Source organism: Nonomuraea sp. PA05, assembly GCF_008086045.1.
Classification (GTDB): domain Bacteria; phylum Actinomycetota; class Actinomycetes; order Streptosporangiales; family Streptosporangiaceae; genus Nonomuraea; species Nonomuraea monospora.
On sequence record NZ_VSEY01000058.1, the window covers coordinates 44,602 to 64,656 of the forward strand.

General features: G+C 74.1%; 15 protein-coding genes. 8 read left to right on the forward strand and 7 right to left on the reverse strand.

The window, feature by feature from the left end:
- Nucleotide 1: 1 nt before the first annotated feature.
- The 4 genes from FXF51_RS53665 to FXF51_RS53680 are packed head-to-tail and all read right to left on the reverse strand — an operon-like array spanning nucleotide 2 to nucleotide 5,943.
- Nucleotides 2-3,778 carry a S8 family serine peptidase gene (locus tag FXF51_RS53665; protein ID WP_148442583.1) on the reverse strand — a complete coding sequence of 1,259 codons (3,777 nt, stop codon included), beginning with the start codon at nucleotides 3,776-3,778 and terminating at the stop codon, nucleotides 2-4.
- Nucleotides 3,779-3,791: 13 nt separating this feature from the next.
- Nucleotides 3,792-4,589 carry an Ig-like domain-containing protein gene (locus FXF51_RS53670; RefSeq protein WP_148442584.1) on the reverse strand — a complete coding sequence of 266 codons (798 nt, stop codon included), beginning with the start codon at nucleotides 4,587-4,589 and terminating at the stop codon, nucleotides 3,792-3,794.
- Nucleotides 4,586-5,002, reverse strand: coding sequence for a hypothetical protein (locus FXF51_RS53675; RefSeq protein WP_148442585.1), 417 nt, complete (start codon nucleotides 5,000-5,002; stop codon nucleotides 4,586-4,588). The genes FXF51_RS53670 and FXF51_RS53675 overlap by 4 nt, the downstream gene beginning before the upstream one ends.
- Nucleotides 4,999-5,943 (reverse strand): hypothetical protein, encoded by a 945-nt coding sequence (locus FXF51_RS53680; protein ID WP_148442586.1) that lies wholly within the window; start codon nucleotides 5,941-5,943, stop codon nucleotides 4,999-5,001. The genes FXF51_RS53675 and FXF51_RS53680 overlap by 4 nt, the downstream gene beginning before the upstream one ends.
- Before the next feature lie 340 nt (nucleotides 5,944-6,283).
- Here FXF51_RS53680 and FXF51_RS53685 point away from each other — a divergent pair, with 340 nt between their 5' ends.
- The 3 genes from FXF51_RS53685 (at nucleotide 6,284) to FXF51_RS53695 (ending at nucleotide 12,042) form a co-directional block, all read left to right on the forward strand.
- On the forward strand, nucleotides 6,284-7,126 hold the full coding sequence (locus FXF51_RS53685; RefSeq protein ID WP_148442587.1) for an FG-GAP-like repeat-containing protein: 843 nt from the start codon (nucleotides 6,284-6,286) through the stop codon (nucleotides 7,124-7,126).
- A 64-nt stretch (nucleotides 7,127-7,190) separates the two neighbouring features.
- A complete protein-coding gene (locus tag FXF51_RS53690; protein ID WP_148442588.1) occupies nucleotides 7,191-11,633 on the forward strand; it encodes a polymorphic toxin type 27 domain-containing protein in 4,443 nt (1,480 codons plus the stop codon).
- Nucleotide 11,634: 1 nt separating this feature from the next.
- A complete protein-coding gene (locus tag FXF51_RS53695; RefSeq protein WP_148442589.1) occupies nucleotides 11,635-12,042 on the forward strand; it encodes a hypothetical protein in 408 nt (135 codons plus the stop codon).
- A gap of 54 nt (nucleotides 12,043-12,096) precedes the next feature.
- On the opposite strand, the gene FXF51_RS62260 is transcribed toward FXF51_RS53695, so the two are convergent.
- Together FXF51_RS62260 and FXF51_RS53700 are read right to left on the reverse strand one after the other, a co-directional pair.
- Nucleotides 12,097-12,354 carry a hypothetical protein gene (locus FXF51_RS62260; RefSeq protein WP_222871882.1) on the reverse strand — a complete coding sequence of 86 codons (258 nt, stop codon included), beginning with the start codon at nucleotides 12,352-12,354 and terminating at the stop codon, nucleotides 12,097-12,099.
- On the reverse strand, nucleotides 12,351-13,697 hold the full coding sequence (locus FXF51_RS53700; protein WP_222871883.1) for an esterase-like activity of phytase family protein: 1,347 nt from the start codon (nucleotides 13,695-13,697) through the stop codon (nucleotides 12,351-12,353). Before FXF51_RS53700 ends, FXF51_RS62260 begins: the two co-directional genes overlap by 4 nt.
- Before the next feature lie 225 nt (nucleotides 13,698-13,922).
- Between FXF51_RS53700 and FXF51_RS53705 the strand changes: the two genes are divergently transcribed.
- A complete protein-coding gene (locus tag FXF51_RS53705) occupies nucleotides 13,923-16,493 on the forward strand; it encodes a CBM35 domain-containing protein (RefSeq protein ID WP_148442590.1) in 2,571 nt (856 codons plus the stop codon).
- 40 nt (nucleotides 16,494-16,533) lie between these two features.
- Here the strand turns inward: FXF51_RS53705 and FXF51_RS53710 are convergent, their stop codons facing one another.
- A complete protein-coding gene (locus tag FXF51_RS53710) occupies nucleotides 16,534-17,757 on the reverse strand; it encodes a cytochrome P450 (RefSeq protein ID WP_262380492.1) in 1,224 nt (407 codons plus the stop codon).
- A 185-nt stretch (nucleotides 17,758-17,942) separates the two neighbouring features.
- Here FXF51_RS53710 and FXF51_RS53715 point away from each other — a divergent pair, with 185 nt between their 5' ends.
- From FXF51_RS53715 to FXF51_RS53730, 4 genes are all read left to right on the forward strand, one after another.
- Entirely contained in the window at nucleotides 17,943-18,596 is a 654-nt protein-coding gene (locus FXF51_RS53715) for a TetR/AcrR family transcriptional regulator (protein WP_148442591.1), read from the forward strand.
- A gap of 58 nt (nucleotides 18,597-18,654) precedes the next feature.
- Nucleotides 18,655-18,963 carry an antibiotic biosynthesis monooxygenase family protein gene (locus tag FXF51_RS53720; protein ID WP_148442592.1) on the forward strand — a complete coding sequence of 103 codons (309 nt, stop codon included), beginning with the start codon at nucleotides 18,655-18,657 and terminating at the stop codon, nucleotides 18,961-18,963.
- A 55-nt stretch (nucleotides 18,964-19,018) separates the two neighbouring features.
- Nucleotides 19,019-19,648: a TetR/AcrR family transcriptional regulator gene (locus FXF51_RS53725; RefSeq protein ID WP_148442593.1), complete on the forward strand. Its 630-nt coding sequence runs from the start codon at nucleotides 19,019-19,021 to the stop codon at nucleotides 19,646-19,648.
- 53 nt (nucleotides 19,649-19,701) lie between these two features.
- On the forward strand, nucleotides 19,702-20,055 hold a 354-nt coding region (locus FXF51_RS53730; protein WP_148442594.1), incomplete at its 3' end, for an AAA family ATPase.

Below are 20,055 nucleotides of genomic sequence, written 5' to 3' on the forward strand. Positions count from 1 at the left end.
GTCAGGGCTTGGGCAGCAGCTCGGCCAGGCGGGTGGCGGGGACGGCGCAGTGGCCCTCCTTGACCTGGGTCACCACCAGCCGGTCGCTCGCCTGCGCCAGGAACCGCCCACCCACCCCCGCCGTCCCGGTGCCCGGCCGGTAATAGACCCGCACCCGCAACGACGGGTTCACCCGCAGCCAGTCCGTCCAGTTCCCCACGTCGCCGCGATACGTGGTGTCGAACGCCCACACCTCGCTCAACCGGCTCAGCGCTCCCTGCCCCATCTCCGCGTCGTCCCGGCCGGCGGCCAGCGGCTCCAGCAGGTCGTACGCCCGTGAATGCCCCGCCACGACCAGCCGCCGCACCGCCGGGACAGCCCCGCCGCGCACCCGCCCCACCTCGGCCACGCTCTCCTCGACGACCGCGTTGAGCAGGGCGGGCCTGCCCAGCGGGTGCAGGCGCCGGTGACCGCGCCCGAACACGACCTCGCCGCACGGGTTGCCCCAGTCGAGCAGCGGCACGACCAGCACGACGGGCTGCCCCGACTCGTCCACGATCCGCCCCAGCTCGAACGGCGCCCCCGTCACGAACCCGAGCGGCACCCGCTTCGGCCTGGTGCACCCCGTCAGCAGCCCGTGGGCGAACACCAGCACGTCCACCTCCGCCTGCCCGAGCGCGGCCTTCGGGCAGAACACCGCGACCGGCTGCGGGTGGACCGCCGAGGCGAAGGTCCACACCTTCCCGCCACGGAAGTCCGCCAGGTCGGAGGCGGCCGGGACGCCGGGACGGTACTCCCAGTGCCACTCCTCCGTGGCCAGCGGCCGGAATCCGCGCCCCGCCGCGTTCCTGCGCATCCACCCGTGGAACCAGGTGTGCCGCCACCGGCACCTGGCCGGGTCGTCGGAGTCGTTGGGGATGGCCTGGCCGGCGGTCCGCACCTGGTAGAAGTCGAGCGCCACCCCGTTCTGGTGGTTGCTGTAGCCGGGTGCGGCGATGCGGCCGCCGAGGCCGTAGCCGCCCTGTCCTCTGGGGCGCAGCAGGTAGTCCACGGCCGCGTCCGAGTGCGGCCCTTCGGCGATCCCGGCGCGGGCCTCGCGTGAGCGGTTGTAGTACTTGCCGGAGAAGTGGTCCAGCCAGAGCTGCCGCTGGTGGGCGCCGCCGCGGTAGCCGCTGGTCACCGTCAGCTCGACGGTGCGCCGGGCGTCGGCGTGGCCCGCCTGCTGGGCTGCCGCCAGGGCGGTGTTCGCGGCTTCGAGCAGGTCGTCCACGGCCTGGGCCGTCGCCGTCGCGGTGCGGACCCGCTTGCGTCCGCCGCCGGTCATGGGGGTTCTGGCGATGCCGGCCAGTTCGTCGTCGCGCAGGTCCCGCTGCGGGTCGCCCTTGGACGCGCGGGAGCGGCGCAGGTGTTCGGCCAGGACGCGGGCGCGGAAGTCCTCCTGCTCGGCCGTGCCCGTCCACGGCCCGGGGTCCGCTTCCTCCGGTTCGCTCTCGCCGGGCGGCTCCTCTTCCCCGGTGCCGCCGCAGCCGCATCTGCTCTCCTCCGCGAGCCCGTCATCCTCGAACGGCTCCTCCTGCGGCTCCTCGGCGGGGGTCTGCGGCGCGAGCGGCTCCACCGGCCAGGGACGCAGCAGCAACTGCCCCGGTGGCACGCGTCCCGCCGGATCCAGCAGCCGCACCGGCCGCCGGCCCCCCACCGGCCCCATGACGGACGCGACCGCGTACCAGCCGGACGGCGCGCCGCGCCGGCTGCCGAGCCGCCGGGTGAGGCCCGCCGCGGAGACGATCGCGCACTGGCCGGCCGCCGCGGGCTCCCCGAGCACGACCCGGATCAGGACGTCACCGGCCCGGGGCACGTCCACGGCCCGCTGGCCGGGCCCCGCGAGGACCGCGAACCGGTCCCTCAGCCAGGTCGAGAGGCTTCCGGCGGGCCGGTAGAGCAGCTCCCGGTAGGCGCGGGCGGGCGCGACGGACAGGAGCGGGGCGATGCGGTCGTGTTCTTCCATGGCGGTGACCTCCGTTAGGGGCGGAAGGCTGCGGCGGACGGCGGCGAGCAGGGCGCGGACGTTCAACCGGCCGCGCCCCAGCCGCTCGGTCCCGGGCGGCGGCGGGTCGGCGGCGGGCGGCCCCCGCCGGTCCATCCCGGGAAGCGGCGGCTCCAGCCGGTCCATCTGGGGAAGCGGCGGGTCGGCCGAGGACAGCACCAGTCGCCGGATCCCGGCGGCGGTCAGCCGGTGCCCGCCGTACTGCAGGCACAGGGCGACCGCCCCGGTGACGTGCGGCGCCGCCATGCTGGTGCCGGTCTTGCGGGTCAGCAGCCCCGGGCTGCGCGCGCTGCCGCGCGGCGCCGAGCGGGCCGCCAGGACGGCGACGCCGGGCGCGGCGAGATCGGGCTTGGCGCGGTGGTCGCGGGTGGGGCCGGCGCTGCTGGTCGGGCCGGGCGGCCGGCCGGGGGAGTGGGCGTCGTACGCGCCGACGACGAGCGGAACGCGCCCGTTGGCGATGGTGCCGATCGTGCTCGCCGGATCCGCGTCGGACGGCAGGAAACGCGCCTGGCACCGCGGGCACGCCTCGTCCCGCTCGATCCAGGCGTGGAAACGGCCGCCGGTGACGCGGCGGCTCTCCAAGGTGACGCGCCACTCGCCGTCGGGCGCCCACGGGTAGAGGAACGCGTCGATGTGGTGGTCGCCGTTGTTCGGGTCGTGAGCCCGGTGGTAGACGCGCCCGGCGACGCGTCCGCCCGCGACGATGTCGGCGGAGCCGCCGAGCGGGACGACGGGCCCGGCCGGGATGCGCGGATGGTCGATGCGGACGGTCAGCTCGTCGGCTCCGCTGTACCAGATCTCGACCTCGTTGACGGTGGTGTCGGCGGGGTCCGTGACGAACCGCAGCACCCGCTGCCTGCCGGGCAGCAGGAAGCCGGAGGCGTGCGTGCGCGCCCGGTAGTAGTTGCCGCAGCTCTGCGCGAGGAACCGGCCGGGCGCCGCCGCCAGCAGCTCGTCCAGGGCCAGCTCGGTCGGCGTCCTGCCGTCGTGCGGGCCGCCGTGGCAGCCGAGGCTGAGGTTGATCACCCAGGGGCGTTCCCCCGCGGTCCTGACGATGAAGTCCACCGCCTCCAGCAGCCGCACCGAGTCGCCCAGGTTGGCCAGGCCGCCCGTGCCGCGGTTGGACAGGTGGACGAAGACGAGGCTCGCCTCGGGCGCCATCCCGGCCGGGCCGACGGTGCCGTTGCCCGCTGCGATGTCCATGACGTGGGTGCCGTGCGCGCCGCCGCCGCGGTCGGCGTCCGCCGGGTGGTAGCCGAGCGTCCGGTAGGGGTGGGACGTGCGCAGCGCCCGGTCGATGTCCTCCCGCGTGTGGACGACGCCGTACCCGTACGGCTGCGGCGCGGAGCCGGGCCGGTGCCGCTGGTCCCAGAGGGCGAGCAGCCTGGTGGTGCCGTCGGCGTGCTTGAAGTTCGGGTGGTCGAAGTCGGCGCCCGCGTCCACGACGCCGACGACGACCTCGGTCTGGGCGGGCGGTCGCGGCTCCGTCCACTGACCGAAGGGCCGTGACGACGGTGGGGCGGGCACGGCGATCTCGGGGCTGATGGGGCGGGGCGCCTTCAGGCTGATGACGTCCGGATGCGCCCACACCTCCCGCACCGCCGACAGCGGCAGGCGGCAGGTCGCGACGCTTCCGAACCGCGCCACGAGCCGCACGGAGGGAAGCTCGACGCCCGGCCGGCGGAACCGGATGATCGCCTCGACCATCCGGTCCGCCGGCGCGTCACGCAGCAGCTCCCGCAGGGCTGGGTCCACGGCCTGCCACGCCTCACTTGCCGCCCGCCGCGACGACCTCCAGCCGGACCCTGCGCACGATGTCGCCGGCCTTGACCGAGATGATCGCGACGCCCGCGCTCTTGGCGGTGACCTGGCCGGTCGTCGCGTTGATCTCGGCGACGGCGACGTTGCTCGACTCCCACGCGGGCGTGACGTTCGCCGGCACCTTGCCGCTCGCGTCGCGCACGTCGGCCACGAACAGGTCCACCGCGCCCACCGTCAGCCGGCTCGGGCCGAGGACGTCGACGTTCTGCGCCGCCGAGTTGCGCTTGCGCTGGTCGTCGATGAACGCCAGCGCCAGCACGCCCAGCCCGCCGTAGAACGCCGGATGCCTGATCACGCCGCCGATGCCCTTGCGCTTCTCCCCGGCGGGGAACGCCAGCAGCGGCGCGATCTGGATCCCCGCCCGCACGAACGTGTTGTCCGGCGTGCCGAACGTCCGGAACCCCTCGCTGACCAGCAGCGTAGCCACAGTGGACAGCGCGGCCCTGTCGAACTTCCTGTTCTGCGCCGCGATCGCGCTCTGCAGCGTGTCCTGCTGCACCTGGGTCTGCAGGTCCAGCTCCTTGACGGCGTTCACCACGGCCCGCCGCGGCGGCGTGGCGGGCGGGGACGCCGAAGTGGCGGGCAGCCTGCGGTCGCGGCGGGCCGCCGCCCGGCGGCGCGCGGACGCCAGCGCCTGGGCGCGCCTGCGCCGCGCCCGCGAGTCCCGCGACTGCTCCTCGTCGTAGAACTCCTCATCCTCCTCGTCGTAGCCGGTGTCGTAGTTCTCCTCGAACAGACTGCTCATCTGGTTCCTCCTTCATCGGGACGCTCTTCGCGGGGCGCGGCGCCCTCGCTCCGCGCCAGGCCGGTCCTGGCGGGCGGGGCCGCGCGGCGGACGGCCGGGGCGACGTACTGCTCGTACAGCTCGGGGTCGGGCGGCATCCAGCCGGGCGACCCCCGTCCGGCGCAGTCGGGGCAGCCGGCGGCCTCGCCCCAGCACCCGCAGGCGCCGAGCGCCGCGGCGAGCAGCAGGTCGCGGTCGGCGAGCGCATGGTCGGGCTCCTGGAAGCCGTGCACGACGGCGGGGCCGTCGGCGGGCGGGGGCGTCGCCAGGCGGTCCGCCAGCTCGCCGAGCACCCGCTCCGCGAAGCCCATCGGGTCGGGCAGGACCTTCAGCAGCAGCTCCTCGACGGCCGCCAGTTCGGACGCGCTGCTCATGAGGCCAGCTCCTCGTTCTCGGCGTCCATGAACGCGGTGTAGAGGGCGCGGCCGGACCCCGGTGACGGGCCGGCGCCGGTTTCCTCGCCGAAGCCGGTGGCGCTCTCGTCCGCGCCGTAGGTCAGGCCGTCGTGGTAGGCCAGCTCGTCGGCGTCCGCGGCGGCCTGGGCGAACACGTCGCTGAGCATGCCCATGACGCGCGCGACCGGGACGCCGCCGATCCGCCTCGCGCCGTGCCTGCCCAGGCAGAGCGCCAGCAGTGCGGCGAGGACGTCGGGCTGGCAGGCCAGCACGAGGCCCTGGGCCGCCGCGGCGGAGCCCTCGGCCACGGCGGGGACGGGCGCCGGAGGCTCCACCACCACGGCGGGGACGGCGCCGGCCGCCCCCGCCGGGATGGCGGGGAAACCCGGCGGTGGCGCGATCGCCGGGGTGATGGCTGGGGGCGGGGACGGCACGCCGGGGATTTGCGGTAGTACGGGGATGAACTGCGGCGGGGCGGTCGGTACGGCGGTGTACTGCGGTGGTGTGCCCCTCCCTGCCAGGGCCCCCGCGGCCAGCGTTCCCAGCCGGGTCCCGATCAGGTTCCCGGCCGGCCCGCCGATCAGCGTCCCCAGCGCGGCGGCCCCCGTGGGCAGCGCCGTACGCAACCCCTGCGCCACGAACGGAACGGCCAGCGCCCGCGACGCCCCGCCCTGGATCTGCCGGAACGCGTTGGCGAAGCCGATCGCCTCCGCCGGGCTCATCCCGTCGAGCATGACCTCCAGCGCGTGGTCGTAGTCCTCCTCGTCGGCGCCGTCGTACTCGTCGCTCAGCACCTCCCGCAGCACGAACCCCAGCCCCTGCTCGATCAGGCTCCCGGCCTCGTCCCACGCGTCGTCTTCCGCCCAGTCGTCCAGGTCTTCGAAGGGCTCCTCGAAGGGCTCATCGAAGGGCTCTGTCACATCGCTCACCTCCACGTGCCGTCCCATCGGCGAGGAGACCCGCCTGGGAGGTGGCCAGCGTGGACGGCGCCCGTATGCGGCCGCGTCAACGGGGCGTATGCGCCGCCGTTCCGAGCGTGATGATCGTCCCCCGGCGCTCGGGGTCGCGGCGGGCTGCCCTAAAGTAGATCTTCCTTCGGGTGGCGATCGCCCGGCCCGCCACCCCTCACCGGGCGTCTCCCGGCGTGCGGACCGAGCCTGCCTGGCGAAACGCCGCAACCCCTGGGGACGGCTGATCAGCCGTGAGATGTGACGCTCCATTGGCCATGAGTCTTGTGAGGTTGCGTTGACAACCAGTGCGTTGAGCACACAATTACGCCGGTACCGGGCACTGTTCGCCGCGATCGTGCTGGCCACCGGGCTGGTCGTGATCCCGGCGGCCTCCGCGCAGGCGGCCGCCGCGCCGATGCTGCCGCTGTTCGTCCGCAGGAGCAGCGACGGCGTGCTGCTGGTGTACGAACCCAAGAGCGGCGGCGGCGTGCAGCCGGCCGTGAACCTGGGCGGCGGCTTCGCCGCGGCGACCGCCCTGCTGCGCGCCAACACCTCGGCGTCCGGCGCGGGCAACGACCTGTACTTCCGGATGGGCAACGACCTGTACTACACCGCGGAGCGCGGCGCCTCCACCGTTCGCGCCGTCACGAACGTGAGCGGCTTCAACCTGATCATGACGCCGGGCAACATGGGCAGCACCGTCTCGCCCGAGATCCTCGCCAGGGACGCCGCCGGCGCGCTGTGGCTGTTCCCCGGGCGCTCCGACGGCCTCCTGGGCACGCGCGTGCAGGCCGGCACCGCGGGCTGGAACGGCATGAACGCCCTGGCCGGGTACGGCGACTACACCGGTGACGGCAAGAACGACCTGCTGGCCAGGACCACGGCCGGCACCCTGTACATCTATCCGGGCACCGGCAGCATCACCGCCAACCAGATCCTGGGCACCCGCATCAGCGCGGGCACCGGCTTCAGCGCCTACACGGCGCTCGTCTCCACCGGGGACAACAACGGCGACGGCAAGGCCGACCTGATCGCCCGCGACTCGGCGGGCGCGCTGTGGCTGTTCAAGGGCACCGGGGTCGCGACGGCCCCCTTCTCCGCCGCACAGAAGATCGGCACCTCGGGCTGGAACGCCTTCAACGCCTTCTTCTGATCCCCTCTCTCCCCCTCCGGCGGGGAACCCCGCCGCAGAGAAACGGCTCACCATGCCTACTCGCATGCCCTTATCAGGGCGGCTGCGCGCCACCGCCGCGGCCATCACCTCCGTCGCCGTCCTGGCGACGTTCGCACAGGTCGTGCCTGTGCCGGGAATCCAGCCGGCCGTGGCTGCCGCCGCCACCGCGGACGGCGAATACGACCTCGACCACGCCATCGCCGTCAGGGCCGCGCAGTGCCTGCTCACGGTCGCGCAGCGCAAGGGCGGCCAGGACATGAAGGCCGTCGCCCGCGCCGGGCTCGCCGGCGACGACGCCGCCCTGCTGCAGGCCGGCGCACGCGACTACTGGACGTCCGACCCGAAGACCCAGCTCGCCACCGCCTTCGACACGGACCGCGAGCGCGCCTCGGCCAAGCTGGACGAGCTGGCGGCCCGCTCCGAGGTGTGGGAGGAGTCGCTGAGCGTCACCCCTCCCGCCGACTACTCCTACACCGGCTTCCAGTGGGTCGAGGACGAGGACGACCCGTTCGACAAGGTCGGGCTGTCCACCTGGGTCGCCGGCCAGTTCTGGCAGGGGGAGAGCGACTTCTACGCCGACCAGACGCCGCTGGCCGGCCAGGAGTCGGTGGACGCCGTCAACGCGATCGCCTCCGTCCGCTACCCCGACACGTGGCCGCACCCCGACCTCGAGGGCTGGCAGGCGTGGGAGGACATGACGTGGATGCACGACATGTACGCCGACGACGCGCGGGCCTTCCTGGCCGCCGGCGGGTTCCCGGAGAGCGCGCCCGACCCGGACAGCATGGAGTTCCGGATCGACGTCGAGAACCTCAAGTCCCGCTACGCCTCCTGCACCACGCACAACCCGCAGGACCCGCGCAAGGTGCTGACCGCCGAGTTCGTCACGGCCTCGCAGGAGTGGGCGCAGGAGGTGAACGGCCAGCGCGTCCAGCGTGACACGATCCTGAAGGAGGAGGCGCAGGCCACCGCCGACCTCCAGCTTGCCTCGCAGGCCCTGGGCGAGGCGCTCGGCCAGTCGCTCATCGCCTCACGGCTGGCCGACTGGCAGGCGTACTGGCTGAAGCAGACGCCGGAGAGCGCCGGGCTGAGCTACCCGGACGCGGCGGAGTTCACCAAGGTCAAGAACGACATCGTCAAGGCGCAGGCCCTGGCGCTCGGCCGGCTGTTCGTCGCCTCGCGGGCCGCCCAGTCGGCGCAGCAGCACGCCGCCACGGCCGTCGCCGCCCAGCAGGCCGCGTACGCCATCGCCGACGCGGCCGGGCTGCCCAGGGGCCGCGGCCTGCTCTACGGCCAGCAGGCCGTGCAGATCACCCGGGCCTCGGCCGCGGCCACGGTGGCGGCGGCCAAGGCCACGGAGACGGCCTCGAACGCCACCCGCGCCTCCGCCGCCGACAGCAAGACGCTGATGGCGCTGGCCGAGACGCAGGCGCACGCCTCGCAGGCCGAGTTCAGGCGCATCGCGGCACAGGAGGCGGCCGCGCAGGCCAAGGCCGCCGCCGAGGGCGCCGCCGCGCAGGCCGTACAGGCGGCCGACAACGCCGCCAAGGCGAAGGCGGCGCAGCAGAAGGCCGAGGCCGCCGAGCTGATCGCCAAGAACGCCGCCGCGGACGCCAGGGCCAAGCGGCAGGTCGCCGAGGCCGAGCGGGACAAGGCCGAGGCGGAGAAGAACCGCGCCGCCACGGAACGGCAGAAGGCCGCGCAGGCCGAGGCCCGCGCCCAGGAGCAGCGGCAGGTGGCCGCGGCGGCGCTGAGCGACGCGGAAGCGGCGGGCGGCACCGCCGCTTCCAAGAAGGACGCCGCCCTGGAGGCCGAGCGCAAGGCCGTGGACGCCCGCAACAGGGCACTGGACGCGGAGGCCGAGCGGGACGTGCTGGTGGCCAAGGCCGCCTCCCGCGAGGCGCACGCCGCCGCCGTCGAGGGCACCGACGCCGCCGAGGGCGCGCGGGCCGCCGCCACCCGGGCGCGGGCCGCCGCCGACCGCGCGACCACCGCCGCCACCCAGGCCAGGGCCGCCGCGAACGACGCCACCGCCGCCGCGACCGCCGCCCGCGAGGCGGCCACCCGCGCCGACGCCGCCGCGTCCCGCTCGCGGGCCGCCTCCGACGCCGCCCAGCGCGACGTGGCGATCACCAACGCCGCCGTCAAGACGGCCCACGCCGCGGCGGCCGAGGCCATCGACGCGTCAGAGGCGGCGGCCGAGAACGTCCGGCTGGCCAAGATCTACGCCGACACCGCCAAGGCCAAGGCCGCCACCGCGAAGGCGGACGCCGCGATCGCCCGCAAGGAGGCCGACGCGGCGCACGCCTCGGCCGTGCGCACCGCCGGGTACGCCTACTCCACGGCCCAGGCCGCGACCGCCGCCCGCGACTCGGCGGCGCAGGTGATCAAACCGGCCAACGACGCGATCGAGCTCGGGTCACCGTACAAGGACACCGACGCCTCGGCGGGCCTGGCCGTGCTGACCGGGCAGGCGGCCAAGCCGCTCGCCGAGCAGCAGGCCGCCGTCGCCAAGGCCAAGGCCGCGCAGGCGAAGAAGGCCGCCGCGGAGGCGGCGGCGCTGGCGGCGCAGGCGTCGGCCGACGCCAAGGCAGCGGCCACCGCGGCGGCCCAGGCGGCCGACTACGCGGCCCAGGCCGCCGCATCGCTGGCCGAGGCGCAGGCGTCGGCGGCCGAGGCCAAGAAGGCGGCCAAGGCGGCGGTGCAGGCCGAGGCCAACACCGTCGAGTACGACCGCCAGGCCACCGCGGACGCGGCGGCGGCCGACTCGGCCGCCACCGCCGCCGAAGGCTACGCCGACGAGGCCGACGCCTCCGCCGACGCGGCAGAACGGGACGCCGCCTCCGCGCGCGACGCCGCGAGCGCGGCCGAGAGCGACGCCGCCAAGGCCCGCGACGTGGCCACCCAGGCCGAGCGGGACGCGGCCACGGCCGAGGCGGCGGCGCAACGCGCCCGCGAGGCGGCGGAAGAGGCGCAGGCCGCGGCCGAACGGGCCGAGGTGGAGGCCGACCGGCGGCGCGAGGCCGAACGGGCCTCCTCGTCCGGCCCGACCGGCATCCCCAACCTGATCGCCGTGCCGAGCGACGACGTCCGCTACGACGCGACGCCGCTGGAGGACCTCTGTGTCGGCACCAACGGGTGCGACATCGACATGGAGTACCACATCTACGGGACGCAGGACTACTACCTGGTGACCTGCGCCCAGCCCGGCAGGGACGTCGCCGACTGCACAGGACCCCTGGTCTACGACTACCTGGGCAACGGCCCGCTGGACATCCGCTACTCCGAGACCACCCACTTCAACGGCAGGGACCTGGTCGAGAACTTCCTGCGCGCGCTGGTCAGCGCGCTGGTGTACGACTACGTCGCCTGCTGGCGCAAGGTGACCGGTCAGGACGGCGGATCGGCCACGAGCTGCGCCTGGGCGATCGGCTCCATCGTCATCCCGCCGATGATCAAGGCGGGTTACACGTACGCGCTGTCGCTGCGCACCGCGATGAGCAACGGCACGTCCTTCACCCACGCGCTGTTCCGGCTGCGGTACTCGACGCTGCCCGCCGAGGCGGTCTACGGCCTGGAGCGGGCCGCGGGCAACGCGCTGGCGGCCGGGCGCTGCTTCCCCGCCGGCACGCTCGTGGACACCGAGCACGGCCCGCGCAAGATCGAGGACATCAGGGTCGGCGACCGCGTCTGGTCCGCCGACCCGGCGACAGGCGAACGGACGCTGCGGCACGTCACCCGGCTGTTCCACCGGACGGTGGACACGCTCGTGACGATCACCACCGGCAGCGGCACCCTGTCGGCCAGCGAAGGCCACCGGTTCTGGGTGCAGGGCCGGGGCTGGGTCGAGTCGCAGGACCTGCGTCCGGGCGACGCGCTGCGGAGCCCGGCCGGCGCGGCCGAACCCGTGCTCGGCGTGGCGCGGGCCGACGGGCCGGTGGACGTGTACAACTTCGAGGTCGAGACCGACCACACGTACTACGTGTACGCGGGCTCGACGCCGGTGCTGGTGCACAACGACTGCATCACCGACATCGTCAGAGCCGGGGACCACGTCGTGCTGGGCATCAACCCGTACTCCGACGACCTGGCCGCCGGGATGACGGGCGCGTTCACGTTCAACAACCGGGCGCTGGGGGCGCCGTTCCCGAACGGGGACGGCAGACCCATCTGGATGGTCGCGGTCTCAGAAGCGGTCGGCAACCCCAACATCCGGCTGTCCGTCAGCCTGGACGGGGTGCCCGGCGCGTCCAACGCCGACGAGGCGCTCGCCGCCCTCCTGGCCCATGGCGACACGGTGCCCGCCGGGAACTGGCAGATGGTGGCCGAGGTCAACAGCGGGCTGGGCACCGCCTGGGAGATGACCGAGCTGCGGCGGGCCTACCGGCTGGAGAAGCGCACCTGGGACTCGGTCGAGTTCTACATGACCAAGAACGGGAATCCCACCAGGGTGTATCCGAAACCGCCGGCCGCACCGGGGTCGTGACATGGAGTTCAGCAGGCAAGGACGGCTGTTCCGGGTCGTCCGCTTCGACCCCTCGCACCGGCAGCTCCTGCTGCGCAGCGAGGCCGTGGCGGTCGACGCGACCACCACCGTGGTCGAGGTGCACATCGGGCACGTGGAGCTGATGCTGCTCAAACCCATCTACCGGGACGGGCTGCACGTCCGGCGCGCCGATCCCGCCGAGTTCGCCTCGCTGCGTGAGCGGCACGGGCTCGGTGCGGACGCGGAGGGGTGGACGTGGATGCTCGAACGGGGTGGCGGGAGTTTCGTCGTCGGGGCGCAGCCGGCCTGGCGTGAGACGGAGTATCCGCCGGGGGATCGGGAGTGGTTGTTCGACTTCGGCAAGCCGTGGCCGCCGGACTATCCGGCGGAGTGGGGCATCGTCGAGTGACCCGCGCCGCCGGGCCCCGTCACATCGGACGGGGCCCGGCGGCACGCGCCCTTGTCAGCCGCGCAGTCCCGGCACGTCGAGGACGATCACCTCGGTGTCGTCCGCCCGGCCCGGGACGCGGCCGTCGTTCCCCGGGAAGTCGTTGTCGCCGGCCACCACCACCCGGTCACCCCCAGCGGCAGCACCGACTGCGGCGGGAAGGAGAACAGCGGCCCCACAGCACGCCCTGAGCAGGAAGTCCGCCGAGTCGTTCTTGTCGAGCATGGCGAGCAGCCGGGAGGCGGAGCGGGAGCGCGGCGTGGCCGGGATCACCGCGGAGAAGCCGGGCTCGGCCGGCCGGGGAAGGGCGGGGTGACGCCGTTGACGGTGGCCGGCGGGAGCTGCGTGCCGGACGTGGGGCCGGACGTGGGGCCGGGCTGGTGGGCGGTCGCCGGCAGCGGCGCGCGTCCCGGCAGCTCGGGCTCGTCCGCGAGCCGGACGCTCAGCGCGTACAGGCGGGTGGTCTGGGTGGCGCTGTTGTTGTCGTCCGACAGCAGGTGGAGCGTGCGGCGGCCGCCGGACAGGCGGCCGCCCAGCGCCATGCCCTCGATGTTGTCCAGCAGCGGGTTGGGCTGCGGCTGCTTGGCGGTGGCGCCCGACGGCGGGCAGTCGGCGATGTCGGCGAGCAGCCGCTTGCCGAGCCAGGCGCGCCGGTCGGTGAGTGTGGACAGCGACTCGACGCCGGACACGTCGGCGGCGCCGGTGGCGGAGACCCGGTACACGCGCACGGTGTTGCCCACGCCGGAGGTGAAGCCGCGCTCCAGCGACAGGAGCCGGCCGTCGGCGAGCGCCACCAGCTCGACGAGCCCGAGCCCCGGGTCGGTGCGGTAGGCGTGCTGGGCGACGGGCGCGTAGGCGGAGCCCGGCCTGCCCTCGTAACGCAGGATCCGCTGCAGTCCGCGGCCCTCGGCGTCGCGGCCGTCGGCGGACAGCGGGCCCTCCATCCCGGCGTACAGCACGCGGCCGTCGGGGGTGGCGGTGAGCGCCTCGAAGGTCTGGTTGACCGCGGCCTGGCCGGCCGGGGCGACCCGGAACCGTTCCGGCACCGGCAGTTCGGTGGTCTGGCGGCCGTCGGAGAGCCGGAAACGCCTGATCGACGGCTCCGTCTCGGAGCCGGCCAGCACGGTGTGGCCGCCGCGCTCCGCGACCAGTCCTTCGCCGTCGAAGTCCGCCCCCGTGTACGGGACGCCGTCCGGCCGCCGCAGCGTCGTCATGCCGCGGATCTGCGCCGACAGGGTTCTGCGCTGGTTCACGTCGAGTTCGTACAGGCGGGCGGGGGTGGTGCCGACGTTGTCCACCAGTGCCAGCGCCCGCGACGCGTGGGCCGGGGCGAGGGCGGACAGCCCGCCGACGGCCGTGCCCTCGAACGTCGTCTTGTCCAGGTCGTCGGTGAAGCCGAGCAGGGAGACGTCGGCCGAGCACCGGCCCCCGGCCACGCCCCGCCCACCCGCCACCGCACCGCCAGCGCCAGCCGCACCGCCAGCCGCACCGCCGGCGTCAGCCGTGCCGGCCGCGTCAGCCGCGCGGCCGGCGTGGGCCGCGGGGGTGGCCGCGGCGAGCAGAGCGATGGCCGCCGCGGCCGCGATGGCCTGCGCGGGCCGCCGTGTGCTGCGCACAAGTACCTCCGGATGGTTCGCGAAGTGTTCCCGGCCGATCGAAGTCCTCGCAGCCCGCCAGCATAGAACCGGCCACCGAACTTCTCGTGAACAGCCGCTGTATCCCATGCCGCGGAAACCTCCACGTAACGATCCGGTGACAAGGACTTCCCCCGCCGCCGTGTGACCGGTCACGCTAGCTCTGCGTGTGACCGGTCACACCTCCGCCCCCCGAGAGGATCGCTCATGCACCGACATCGCTTCACCCGGCGAGCCGTCACAGCCGCCACCGTCCTGGCGTTAGCCTCCGTGACCATGACACCCGCCCGCGCCCAGGCCGCGCCCGACGTGGTCGCCGTGGACTTCGCCCAGCGCACGGGCCCCGTCCACGGCGGCGCGACCGGCATGCTCTACGGCCTGTCCGACCCGGGCGTACCGGGCGACTCCCTGCTCGCCGGCGCGCGCCCCCGCACCGTCGCGCAGAAGGCCCCCGACGGCGACCAGCACCCCAACGGCGACGCGCTGAAGATCGCCGACGGCTTCCTCGCCGCCGGCGGCGAGGAGATCGTCGTCTACATGCAGGACGTCTACAGCCAGTGGCCCTACGAGAACCTCGGCATCGACGACTACCTGGCCAAGGTGGACACGATGGTCCGCAAGGTCGTCCGCGACCGGCCGCGGGACAAGGACAGGTTCGTCTGGGTGCCGTTCAACGAGCCCGACGGGATCTGGTACCAGGACTGGGCCGCGCTCAAGGACAAGTTCTTCAGCGACTGGAAGAGGGTCGTCGAGCGCATCCGCTCCATCGACCCCGCCGCCCGCGTCGTCGGCCCCAACGAGGCCAGGTACAACCCGGGCCGCCTGCGCGACTTCCTCACCTGGGCCAGGGACAACGACACCCTGCCCGACATCATGGCCTGGCACGAGCTGTCGCGCGGCAGCCTGGCCGACTACCGCGGCCACTACCGGCACTACCGCGCCCTGGAGCGCGAGCTGGGCATCGGCCCGCTGCCGATCAACATCGACGAGTACGGCAACCGCCGCGACATGTCCGTCCCCGGCCAGATGATCCAGTGGATCTCCCTGTTCGAGGACACCAAGGTCGACGCCGACATGGCGTACTGGACCTACGCCGGCAACCTCGACGACCATGCCGTGCGCACCCGCCAGGCCAACGGCGGCTGGTGGCTGCTCAAGTGGTACGCCGACCTGACCGGGCAGACGGTCAGGGTCACCCCGCCGCAGCCGGACGTCCCGGACACCGTGCAGGCCGTCGCGGCCCTCGACGAGCCCGCGCGGCGCGGCACCGTCCTGGTCGGCGGCGGCGCGGCGCCCGTCCGGCTCGACCTCACCGGCCTCGACCCGGCCGTCTTCGGCGGGCAGGTGGACGTCGTCGTGTCGAGGACGTCCTGGACCGGGTACGAGGGCGACGCGCTCAGGCCGCCCGTCGTCGCCGCCCGCCGCACCACCACGACCGGCGGCAGGCTCAGCGTGGACCTGCCCGGCGGGGACGTCATGGCCGCCTACCGGGTGACGATCGTCCCGTCGAGCGGCCCCGCCCCCGCCGCCGACGCGCCCTGGACGACGTCGGTGGAGGCCGAGTCCGCCACCCTCACCGCGGCCCAGGCCTACGACCAGGACACCACGGCCGACCCCCAGCGGTACGCGACCTCCGGCAAGCGGGACGTCGGCTCCATGAACCAGCCCGGCTCCGCGGTGACGTTCCCCGTCACCGTCCCGCGCGCAGGCCGCTACCGCCTCGGCGTCTACCACGGCGCGAACAAGGCGCCCGGCAGGCACGCGCTGTTCGTGGACGGCGCCATGAACCAGATCGTGCAGTACTCGGCGAACCTCGGCTGGACCTACCGGGGCCGCACCGACGTCCTGCTCGACCTGACCGCGGGCACCCACCGGCTCTCGCTGCGCACCAGCGCCGACGGGACGGCCCTGCTGCCCGGCAGCGACATCACCCTCGACAAGTTCGACCTCACCGAGGTCACCGGCCCCGCGCGGGCGGCGTTCCCGGCCGACGAGGCCAGGCTCTCCGGCGGCGCCCGGCTCGACCGCTCCGGCGCGTGGCCCGCCGTCGTCCTGGGCGGCGGGGCCCGTGCCACGTTCTTCGTCGCCGCCGCCGAGGACGGCTACCACGACCTGACCCTGTCCTACCGCGCCGCCAGGGCCGGCGACCTGGACGTCCGCGTGGACGGGCGCTCCGTCCAGGGCGTGCGGGCCACCCGCCAGGGTGACGGGACGTCACGCGCCCGCGTGTACCTCCCGGCGGGCATCTCGAAGGTCGAGGTCGGCGGCCCGCCGGGGCTGAACCTGCGCGAGCTGGTCACCGTACGGGCCGCGCAGGCGGACACGGCGGTGCACCGGGTCGAGGCCGAGCAGGCCCGCCTGTCCGGCACGGCCCGCCGGGTCGGCGCGACCGGCGGCTCGAACGCCTCCGCCGGCGCCTACGTGGGAGACCTCGGCAACGGCGCGGGCAACACGATCACGCTCACCCGCCCCGCCGCCTTCGGCCCCGGCCAGTACGTCCTGGTGACGCACTACGCCAACGCCGACAGGAACACCGGGCACCCGTACAACACCGACGTCATCAGCCGCTTCCTCGACATCACCGAGACCGGCGGCGCGACGACGCGCGGAGTGTTCCGGCACAACTACGCCTGGGACAACTTCTGGCCCCAGGCCACCCCGCTCACCCTCACCACCGCGAACGGCGCCGTCGTCCTCGGCAACGCCGCCGCGTACGGGCCGAACGTGGACCGGCTGGAGCTGGCCAGGTTCGTCCTTGAGGTGGAGAACCGCGCCTGACCCGGCACGGCCCGCCGGGGAACGGCCCCGGCGGGCCCTTTCACCAGGTGACGGGCAGTTCGTAGGCGCCGTAGACGAACCCGTCGTGCTTGAACGGGATCTGCTCCACCTCGGCGGCGAGCGCCAGGGACGGGATCCGCCGCAGCAGCGTGGGGTAGGCGACCTGCAGCTCCATCCGCGCCAGCGACTGCCCGAGGCACTGGTGCACGCCGTACCCGAACGTCACGTGCGAGCGGGCGTTGCGGCCCACGTCGAGGCGGTCCGGGTCGGGGAAGACGGCCGGGTCGCGGTTGGCGACCTCGTTGACGGCCAGGATGCCCTCGCCCGCCCGGATGACCTGGCCGCCGATCTCGATGTCCTCCAGCGCGACCCGGCGCAGCCCGCCGTGCGTGATCGTCAGGTAGCGCAGCAGCTCCTCGACCGCCGCCGCCACCTGCGGGTCGTCGCCCTTGCGCAGGGCGTCCGCCTGGTCGGGCTGCCGGAGCAGGGCCAGCGTGCCCAGGGTGATCATGTTCGCGGTGGTCTCGTGGCCGGCGAACAGCATCAGCACGCCCATCTGCGTGGCCTCCTGCTGCGACAGCTCACCGGCCGCGATCCGCTCGGCCAGCCCGGACAGCAGGTCGTCGCCGGGCTTGTCCACCTTCTCGCCGAGCAGCGTGTACAGGTACGCGCCCAGGGCGTACTGGGCCTGCCCGCGCACCTCTGCCGAGGAGTCGCGGTTGATGATGGTCCTGCTGTTGGCCTGGAAGAACTCGTGGTCGTCGTACGGCACGCCGAGCAGGTTCGAGATCACCAGCGACGGCAGCGGCAGCGAGAACGCCTCGACCAGATCGACCGGCTTCGGCCCGGCGAGCATCGCGTCCACCAGGTCGTCCGCGATCCGCTGCGTCGCCGGGCGCATCGCCTCCACCCGCCTGACGGTGAACGCCCCGGTGACCATCCGCCGCAGCCGGGCGTGCTCCGGGTCGTCCATGAGGATGAAGCTGATGCCGCCCTCGCCGTCCTCACGCGCGGCCATGGCCTCCATGGCCGCCGCCTCGACCGCGGAGAGCCTGGGCAGGCCGCGCGCCGGCTCGACGCTGACCCGGGGATGGGCGAGCACGGCGCGGTGCTCGGCGTGGCTCGTCACCAGCCAGGCCATGGTGCCGTCCCACAGCCGGACCCGGGTCAGCGGGCCCTCCTCCTGCCGTGCCCGCATCGCGGGCGCGGGATCCAGCGGGCACGCCGCCGACCTGGCGATGTCGTACTCGGGGATGGTCGTCACTGTCGTCTCCTTCGTGAAGAGATCACGGAGCGCGCAAGGACTTCAGGCCCGGGCCGGCGTTTGCGTAGGCTGTCCTTCCGACAACCCTCGCCCGGCACGCCTCGCCGGCACGGCCGAGGACCTGCGGCGGCCTGCGGGGCCGGGCCGTCGCGGGCGGTGCGAGGCCCCCGGTGCGGTGAAAGACGATGAGCGGCAAGATGACCCGGGTCGAGCAGGTCAGCGCCACCAGGGAGGCGCTGCTGGCGGCGGCCGAGCGGCTGTTCGCCGAACGCGGGGTGCACGCCGTCGGCAACCGGCAGATCAGCGAGGCGGCGGGCCAGGGCAACAACGCCGCCGTCACCTACCACTTCGGGACCAAGGCCGACCTCATCCGCGCCATCGCCCGCAAGCACGCCGAGCAGCTCGAAGGCATCCGCGCCCGCATGATGGGCGACATCGCCGACTCCACCGACCTGCGCGACTGGGTCGCCTGCCTGGTCCGCCCGCTCACCGAGCACCTGGAGAGCCTCGGCAGCCCCACCTGGTACGCCCGCTTCACCGCCCAGGTCATGGCCGACCCCGCGCTCAACGCCATCATGGTGGACGAGGCCATGAGCGCCGCCCCCGTGCTGCGGCTCTTTCGCCACGGCCTGACCCGCTGCCTGCCCGGCCTGCCCGCCGACGTCCGCGTCGAACGGGGCGTCATGGCCCGGCACCTGATCGTCCAGATGTGCGTGGAGCGGGAACGAGCACTGGCCGACCACAGCCCCACCTTCCGTCCCACCTGGTCCGCCACAGCCGACGGCCTGATCGACGCGATCGTCGCGCTGTGGCGGGCACCCGTCTCCGACCCATCGTGATGCCGTCCCGGCTCGCCGGGAAGGCCTGGCACGGGTCCCGAGCCCCGCAGGAGCCACGATGATCGCCAGGATCTGGCACGCGACCGCCACCCCGGCCGGCGCGGACGCCTACCAGCGCCACTTCACCACCGCCGTCCTCCCCGGACTGCGCAGGACCGGCGGCCACCGCGGCGCCTACGTGCTCCGGCGCACCATGGACGACCACGTCGAACTGCAGGTCATCACCCTCTGGGAGTCGCTCGACTCGATCAGGGCCTTCGCCGGGGACGGCGTCGTCACGGCGGTGGTCGAGCCCGACGCCCGCGCCGTCCTGCTCTCCTACGACACCACCGTCACCCACCACGACGTGCTCACGGCCGTACCCTGACGGAGGCGGCGCCCGCGCGGTCAGTGCGTCCCCCGGCACGTGAGATGCTGCGAGGATGACCACGACTGAACATGCCGAACCGGCCCCCCGCCGCAGGCGGGGCCGTCCAGGCCATGACCAGTCGGCGATCCTGCGCGCCGCCGTCGAGCTGTTCAACCGGCGTGGGTACGACGCCACCAGCATGGGCGACCTGGCCAAGGAGCTGGGGCTGACCAAGCCGGCCATCTACCACCACGTCACCGGCAAGGAGCAGCTGCTCGGCCAGGCGCTCGACGACGCCCTCGACGAGCTCACCTCCGTCGTGACCGAGGCGTCGGAGCAGCGGCCGGGGGAAGGCGCTTACCAGCGGTTGCGCGGGGTGGTGCGGCGCAGCGTGGAGGTGCTGGTCGCGCACCAGCCGTCCGTCACGCTGCTGCTGCGGGTGCGCGGCAACAGCGAGATCGAGCTGGCCGCGCTGGAACGGCGGCGCTGGCTCGACGACCGGCTGGCCGCGCTCGTCGCGGACGCGGTCGGCGAGGGGGCGCTGCGCGACGACGTGCCGCCCGCGCTGGTCAGCAGGCTGCTGTTCGGGATGGTGAACTCGCTGGTCGAGTGGTATCGGCCGGACGGGGCGTACGACCAGGCGATGGTCGCGGACGCGATCACGTCCATCGCGTTCGACGGCCTGGCCCGTCACGAGACGTAGCCTCTGCATAATGGGACGACCGAAGGACCGGCCGACCTGCGCGGGAGCGGCGAATGTTCAACAGTCCTCCGCGGCGGGAGCTGCGTGGCAGGCATGACGAGTGCCAGGTGCTGGATCGCGTGCTGGCGGGCGCCGGGGCGGGTCAGAGCCGGGTGCTGATCCTGCGTGGGGAGGCGGGGGTCGGTAAGTCCGCGCTGGTGGAGTACCTGGTGGCGAAGGCGTCCGGTTGCCTGGTCTTGCGGGCGGCCGGGGTGGAGTCGGAGATGGAGCTGGCGTTCGCCGGGCTGCACCAGTTGTGCCTGCCGCTGATGGGCCACCTCGATCGGCTGCCGGGTCCGCAGCGTGACGCCTTGTCGGTGGCGTTCGGGCTGAGTGCGGGCAACGTGCCGGACCGGTTCCTGGTCGGT